This window comes from Flavobacterium azizsancarii (genome assembly GCF_027980145.1).
In the GTDB taxonomy this organism is placed as follows: Bacteria; Bacteroidota; Bacteroidia; order Flavobacteriales; family Flavobacteriaceae; genus Flavobacterium; species Flavobacterium azizsancarii.
In genome coordinates this window covers 19966-27303 of the sequence record NZ_JAMZNK010000062.1, presented here as the reverse complement: position 1 = coordinate 27303, position 7338 = coordinate 19966, and the positions used below count along the sequence as shown (strand labels likewise).

At 34.5% G+C, this 7338-nt stretch carries 5 protein-coding genes and 2 tRNA genes; 2 read left to right on the top strand and 5 right to left on the bottom strand.

From position 1 onward, the window contains the following. Positions 1-473 precede the first annotated feature (473 nt). The 5 genes from NJT12_RS22790 to NJT12_RS22770 all read right to left on the bottom strand — a co-directional run bounded on the left by NJT12_RS22790 (position 474) and on the right by NJT12_RS22770 (position 3281). Positions 474-547, bottom strand: a tRNA-His gene (locus NJT12_RS22790). Between the two features lie 281 nt (positions 548-828). After that, positions 829-902: transfer RNA gene (locus tag NJT12_RS22785), tRNA-His, on the bottom strand. Between the two features lie 76 nt (positions 903-978). Beyond that, the gene (gene bshB1, locus NJT12_RS22780) at positions 979-1695 is read right to left on the bottom strand and encodes a bacillithiol biosynthesis deacetylase BshB1 (protein WP_271338417.1); all 717 of its coding nucleotides are present in this window, start codon (positions 1693-1695) and stop codon (positions 979-981) included. A gap of 82 nt (positions 1696-1777) precedes the next feature. After that, positions 1778-2845: a chorismate-binding protein gene (locus tag NJT12_RS22775; RefSeq protein ID WP_271338416.1), complete on the bottom strand. Its 1068-nt coding sequence runs from the start codon at positions 2843-2845 to the stop codon at positions 1778-1780. After that, positions 2838-3281 (bottom strand): PaaI family thioesterase, encoded by a 444-nt coding sequence (locus NJT12_RS22770; protein WP_271338415.1) that lies wholly within the window; start codon positions 3279-3281, stop codon positions 2838-2840. Before NJT12_RS22770 ends, NJT12_RS22775 begins: the two co-directional genes overlap by 8 nt. Before the next feature lie 220 nt (positions 3282-3501). Between NJT12_RS22770 and NJT12_RS22765 the strand changes: the two genes are divergently transcribed. Together NJT12_RS22765 and NJT12_RS22760 are read left to right on the top strand one after the other, a co-directional pair. Then, positions 3502-5016: a hypothetical protein gene (locus NJT12_RS22765; protein WP_271338414.1), complete on the top strand. Its 1515-nt coding sequence runs from the start codon at positions 3502-3504 to the stop codon at positions 5014-5016. A gap of 352 nt (positions 5017-5368) precedes the next feature. Continuing rightward, the gene (locus tag NJT12_RS22760; protein ID WP_271338413.1) at positions 5369-7234 is read left to right on the top strand and encodes an endonuclease; all 1866 of its coding nucleotides are present in this window, start codon (positions 5369-5371) and stop codon (positions 7232-7234) included. Positions 7235-7338: the final 104 nt, after the last annotated feature.

Here is a 7338-nt window from a genome sequence, read left to right as displayed (position 1 = left end):
TTGCCTGATTATACCTCGAAGACACGAAGATTCTTTTGCTTTACCTTTGAATAAGGCACTAAGATTTGCTCCCATACCTATATACACTATATTTCTAATTAAGAACAACTGGCCTTGCCCCGATAGAAATGGAAATCCTTTTGCTTTTTTCTTTAAAAAGTAAAAGATTGAAATGCATAGCGAGATGAAGCTCCTAATTCATATTTCAAAACCAGAATCTCACTTACTACAACTAAATAAGACACTCCTTATATACACCTAAAATTCATCCCGTATATTAAACACAAAGACAACAAGCCTGACAGTTTCCTAACACTATCAGGTTCACCCTAAAACCACTCTTATATATAGGTAAAAAAATCACAATACGAATACACATAAACCTAAACCCACACAACCGGGCTTCATTTTTACTGAGAAAAAATTAAGCGCACAAAAAAAGCCTTGAATTTCTTCAAGGCTTTAAATTTCTGGGTGGCTGACCGGGTTCGAACCGGCGACCCTCGGCACCACAAACCAATACTCTAACCAGCTGAGCTACAACCACCATTTTTCTTTGCGGTTGCAAATATACAACAAAGGTTTACTTCTACAAAGAAAAAAGATTTAAAACCGCAAATACAAAATACGAAAATGCTTTTTCCGAAATAAAATGATACATAAACCAAACCATAACAACCAATAAACCTATACTTAAACGCCATCCTTTTTCAACTTACAAAAAAGCATACATATAATTATTGCAGGGATTTAGAATTTAGATCTATTAAAACCTAAAATTATAGGCACAAAAAAAGCCCTGAATTTCTTCAAGGCTTTAAATTTCTGGGTGGCTGACCGGGTTCGAACCGGCGACCCTCGGCACCACAAACCAATACTCTAACCAGCTGAGCTACAACCACCATTTTTCTTTGCGGTTGCAAATATACGACAAAGGTTTACTTCTCCAAAGAAAAAAATGAAAAATTTTCATCAAAATTACATCAAATTTCCTAAGCTATTGACTGCCAAACACCTTTCAACAGTGAACCCTTCAGCAAAATCTTTACCAACTAGTCTCCCTAAGTCTTGGGCACGATAATTTAGACTTTCAAAAAAGTTCTTACTCGTAATTGGCGTTACAGGTTCTTTTGAATTTGGGTCATAAAACTGGGTTTTATACGCCATAATTGCTTCTACTTTTTTCTCTTCAAAACCAGTAATATCAACTACAAAGTCAGGTTGGATATTTTTCCACTGAATATAATGATACACTACTCTTGGTCTCCAGGCTTCTTGGTTTTCTCCATCAACCGAAGTTTCAATTTTCATCAAACCTGATAAAAAGCAAGCATCAGAAACTAATTTACTTCCTTTACCGTGATCAATATGGCGGTCATCAATTGCATTACACAATACAATTTCAGGCTTATACTTTCGAATCATTTTAATAACTTCCAACTGATGTTTTTCGTCGTTCACAAAAAAACCATCTCTTAAACCTAGATTCTCACGTACTAAAACCCCTAAAATTGCAGCTGCATCATTCGCTTCCTTATCTCTGGTTTCTGCCGTTCCGCGCGTTCCTAATTCGCCACGTGTTAAATCAACGATACCTACTTTTTTGCCAAGAGATATTTCTTTTAAAATTGTTCCCGCACAACCCAATTCTACATCATCCGGATGTGCCCCAAAGGCTAATATATCTAATTTCATGTTTTTTGTTTGTTTTGTTTCAAGTTTTAGGTTTCACGTTCTGTCGGCAACTTGAAACCTAAAACTTAAAACCTTTTTTTAACTATTTTGAGTTCAACACTCTTTTCATCGTCATTGATTTATTGACGCTTTCCTCCCATTCGTTTTCAGGTATGCTTTCTTTTGTAATGCCACAACCCATATATAGAATGGCTTTGTTTTCCTGAATTTGCATACTGCGTAAATTTACAAATAAATCAGAACTAATGTCATTATTCGCAAAACTGCTGTTTAATTCACCGAGAAAACCAGAATAAAAAGTCCTGTCGTAATTTTCGTTTTCTATAATAAATGCTTTCGCCTTTTTCTTTGGCAAACCACAAACTGCAGGCGTTGGATGCAAAGTATCAATCACCTCTTCAAGCGTAGAATTGCCATTCAATACTCCTGAAATATCCGTTTTAATATGCCAGATTGATCCTGCCCTCAGACTATAAGGTTCTGCAACATTAACCGAAGCGGCAACTTCACGTAATCTTTTTACAATAAAATCAGTTACATATTGCTGTTCGTCTTTTTCTTTTTGCTGCCAGAGAATTTCAGTTTCAGTAGTTGCTTTTTGAGTTCCTGCCAAAGCCGTAGTTTCAAAAACATTTCCGTTCGCTTTTAATAATTGTTCCGGTGTTGCCCCCATCCAAAATCCAATTTCAGGATGAAAAAAGCAATATGTAAAAGTCGTTGGATACAATTCGATCAAATGCTGAAAAGTTTCGACAAAATCAAATGCTACCAAATCAACCTTTTCGCTTCTGGACAAAACTACTTTCTTGAATTCTTCGTTTTTGATCGCTGCAATTCCTTTCGAAACTAAATCTTCATATTGGGTTTTAGCATCCTCATCAAAGCTTAAATCTTCAATTTCGATAGCTTCAAAAGAAAGATCTTCCTGTTCTGTTGTTATAATTTCAGATTCATTCTCCGGAATCAAAACCAATTGTTTTTCATCAAAAGAAGCAAAAACAAAACCTTTTTCTTTATAATTGGAGATTTTATATAAAGTATCATTTTGCTGTAAAAGCCCAAAAACACTTCTAGAATTAGGTTTAGAATACATCACAAAAGGCAAATGCTTGTTGTAATGATTTTTTATTTTAGAAAAAAAGTCATTCATGATCTATTCTGTTTTCTTTTTTTTCCAAAACCATATTTGTTAGTTTGCAAAGCGAAATAAGATTTCCAGCTTCATCCGTGATTTTAATTTCCCAAAGATGAATACTTCTTCCCTTATGAATAATTCTTGCTGTACCAAAAACCCAGCCTTCACGAATACTTTTTAAGTGATTTGCCGAAATTTCAATTCCGCGCACTTCTTGTTCCTTTGGATCAATAAAAAAAAACGATGCCGCACTTCCTACACTTTCTGCCAAAGCTACAGAAGCACCTCCGTGCAAAAGCCCCATTGGTTGGTGAACAGACGGATTTACCGGCATTTTAGCGGTTAGAAAATCTTCACCGGCATCAATATATTCTATTTTTAGCGTTTCCATTAGCGTGTTTTTCGAAAATTCATTGCAACGCGCTAAGATTTGCTCCTTTGTATAATTCATTAAAATGGAATTTAAAATCGTAAAATTAAAGAAAAGAAGAGATACAAATTGGAAAATGCAATTCTAAATTAAAAATCAACTTTAATCATGTAAGTTTTTTGTTATTTTTACACAAACAATCAAGATCAATCTAAGGCTGAAATGCAATATCTTTTTACTACAGATTATACACATAGCTACGGATTAAATTTACACAAAAAGTGTAAAAAAACTATTTTAAATGCGTCAATACTTTATATTTTTCATTTTCGGAATACTTTTAACAACCAGCTCTTGCAGAACTGATTTTTATACTGTTGCCAGTTCCGGAAATTTAAAGTTTTCAAAAGATACTGTTTATTTAGATACTATTTTTAAAAATATTGGCTCGGCTACGTATCAACTTAAAGTATACAATAAAAGCAAAGATGACATTTCGATTCCAACGATTCAGCTTAAAAATGGTTTAAACTCTAAATACCGAATGACGGTTGACGGAATGAGCGGAAACAACGGTAAAATTTTTAAAGATGTAACACTTTTAGCTAAAGACAGTTTGTACATTTTTATAGAAACCACCGCCGATATTACAGATGCCAACCCAACTGATTTTTTATACACAGATCAGATTCAATTTGATAGCGGAGCTAATCTTCAGGAAGTTGCTTTAGTAACTTTAATTCAGGATGCTGTTTTCCTTTATCCAAAAATTAACTCTGATGGAACTAAAGAAAAAATTCAAATCGACGGTAAAAGTTTTGATGGTTTTTACCTGGATGAAAACGATCCTATTAACGGCAATGAATTACTATTTACAAATAAGAAACCTTATGTAATTTATGGATTCGCAGGAGTTCCCGTAGACAAAACAGTTACTTTTCAAGCAGGAACACGCATATTTTTCCATGCTAATTCCGGACTTTATGTAGATAATAAGGCATCCCTACAAATTAACGGAACTATATCTACAACAGATAAATTAGAAAATGAAATTATTTTTGAGGGAGATCGGCTAGAATCTCTTTATGCCAATATTCCCGGACAATGGAATTCTGTTATTCTCGCAAATGGAAGCAAAAATCATTCAATCAACCATCTTACTTTAAAAAATGCCATTTCGGGTTTAAACATAAAAAGCCCTGACAACGCCACGATTCAAATCAAAAATACACAAATTTACAATTGTGCCGAATATGGAATCTTAGCTAAAAATGCGAATATTAACGGAGAAAACATAGTAATAAACTATGCCGGCTTATCAAGTTTATCCTGCATTTATGGCGGAAATTATGTTTTCACACATTGTACTTTCAATAATAACTGGCAGAACACTTCTCATTTCGCCGTTAATCTAAGCAACATTTTAGTCGGTGCTAATCCTGAAACTAACCCGCTAACACAAGCAACTTTTAACAATTGTATTATTTACGGATCCAGTACAAACGAATTCAATTTGAATAAAAGCACAAATGCTGCGTTTGTTTACCAGCTGAATAATTGTTTATTGAAATTTAGCAATTCTACTACCAATCCAGATTATCAGTTTAAAACTGATGCGGTTCATTATAATCAGATTATTCTAAATGAAAACCCTAAGTTCTTTAATGTTTCACAGAACAAGTTTAACATTGACAATGCTTCTGCTGCTTTCGCGAAAGGAAATCAGATATATGTTATTCCGATAGATATTATCGGAAAAAACAGAACTTTCCATCCGGATCTAGGAGCTTATCAGAGTGCAGCTTTCACTAAATAACTTTGTTTTTCCATCATATAAGTAATATAGTTAATTTAAGTTTTTTTGAACGCAGATTACGTGCTATTTGTAATTTCAACGAAGGAGAAATCACACTAGTTGATCTATAACGATTGTCGATATTCTTTGATGAGTTTCGTGTGCGATTTCTTGTTCCTCAAAATGATAAACTTAGCAGTAAAAAACCTTTGCGTCTTAGTGCCTTTGTGGCAAAAACCACCCGTAAGAAAATTTTTCTAAAATTAAACATCACTTAACGTAGCATATCCCTAAAAGTAGTATTTTTGATACAATAATAAATTAAAAACCTATATTTCAATTTATTAACAACCCAAATCTTAAACTACTATTTATGAAAAAAAATTACTCATTACTCTTATTGCTATTTGTTACGGTTGGTTTTTCGCAAATTCCTTCCGGTTATTACAATACAGCAACCGGAACTGGTTACACTTTAAAAACCCAATTGTACAACATCATAAAAGGACATACTGATAACGGATATGCAGGATTGTACACCACATATCAAACCTCTGATGTTGATAATTTTTATGAAAATGATGGAACTGTTTTAGACATGTATTCAGAGAATCCATCAGGAACAGATCCTTACAATTACTCTACCGGAAGCACACAACGATGTGGGAATTATTCTGCAGAAGGCGATTGTTATAATAGAGAACACATTATTCCGCAATCGGTATTTAATGAGCAATCTCCAATGGTTGCAGACGCTCATTTTATCACTCCAACTGATGGAAAAGTAAACGGAATGCGCTCTAATTATCCACATGGAACTGTTAGTTCAGCAACTTATACTTCTCAAAACGGAAGCAAATTAGGATCAAGTTCTGTATCTGGATATTCAGGAACTGTTTTCGAACCTGTAAATGAATTTAAAGGAGATATTGCCCGAATGTATTTCTACTTTGCAACCCGTTATGAAAATACGGTTGCAGGATATACGTATGCTATGTTTGATGGCTCAGGCAACAAAGTTTTTACAACGGCATTTTTGAATATTCTTTTGGCCTGGAATGCGCAAGATCCGGTAAGTGCGAGAGAAATTGCAAGAAACAATGCAATCTACGCCCGCCAAAATAACCGAAATCCGTATATTGATCATCCGGAATATATCAATCAAATTTGGGGTGGTACTGCTCCTTCCGGAGATACTCAGGCGCCAACTGCTCCAACGAGTTTAGCTTCAACAGCAACAACAGCAAGTTCTATTTCGGTTAGCTGGAATGCTTCAACAGATAATGTAGGTGTTACAGGTTACGATGTTTATGTCAACAGCGTTTTAAAAACTACTGTTTCTGGCATAACTGCTACAATTACCGGATTAACAGCTTCAACGAGTTATTCTATTTATGTAAAAGCAAAAGATGCAGCCGGAAATATTTCTTCGTCAAGCAACATTGTTTCTCCCACAACAAATGCAAGTGGCGGAACCGGAGGAACAGCAACAGAATTACTTTTCTCTGAATATGTTGAAGGATCAGGAAATAATAAAGCTTTAGAAATTGCTAATAATACAGGAAGTTCAGTGAGTTTATCAACGTACACCGTAAAAAAACAAACGAATGGCGACGGATCTTGGAGCACTGGTCTAGTTTTAAACGGAACATTAACATCAGGAAGTAAATTTACGATTGTAAACAGTTCAATGGCTGCAAGTTGTTATGCGACAACTTCAGCCAATATTTCTACGACCGCAACGGAACTGACTTTTAACGGAAATGATGCCGTAGGTTTATTCAAAAATGGAGTTTTAATTGACATCATCGGAACTTTCAACGGCGGAACTGCCAACTTTGCTGCTGATGTTACTTTAAGACGAAAATCAACTGTTACTTCTCCATCGACAACATTCAATATAAGTTCACAATGGGATTCATTTTCCGCAGACACTTGTTCAAATTTAGGAGCTAAAAAAGCTAAAGTTGAGTCTATCGAGACGGAAGAAGAGACGTTTACTGGATTAAACGGATTGGTTTTATATCCAAATCCAACCAACGGAAACTTCAACATTTACTTTGATATTATTAATTCACCTTATTCTATCGAGATAATTTCAATTTTAGGTCAAAAGGTATTTGAGAAATCGAATATTACTGATTCATTATCGACGATAAATAATTTGCCAAAAGGCATCTACATTGTTCGTATTAATAGCGGTTCTGAAACTTTTAATAAAAAGATCATTATCAACTAATTAAAAACGAGTGCTTACTACATTTAAAAGCGGCAATATTGCCGCTTTTTTTGTTTATATGTCATAAACACATAAGGATTTTTCCAGCCACGAAGACGCTAAGT

Coding starts and splice junctions, on each gene's coding strand:
- bshB1 (WP_271338417.1), bottom strand. CDS start 1,695: ATGAAATTAGATATATTAGCCTTTGGGGCACATCCGGATGATGTAGAA.
- NJT12_RS22775 (WP_271338416.1), bottom strand. CDS start 2,845: ATGAATGACTTTTTTTCTAAAATAAAAAATCATTACAACAAGCATTTG.
- NJT12_RS22770 (WP_271338415.1), bottom strand. CDS start 3,281: ATGAATTATACAAAGGAGCAAATCTTAGCGCGTTGCAATGAATTTTCG.
- NJT12_RS22765 (WP_271338414.1), top strand. CDS start 3,502: ATGCGTCAATACTTTATATTTTTCATTTTCGGAATACTTTTAACAACC.
- NJT12_RS22760 (WP_271338413.1), top strand. CDS start 5,369: ATGAAAAAAAATTACTCATTACTCTTATTGCTATTTGTTACGGTTGGT.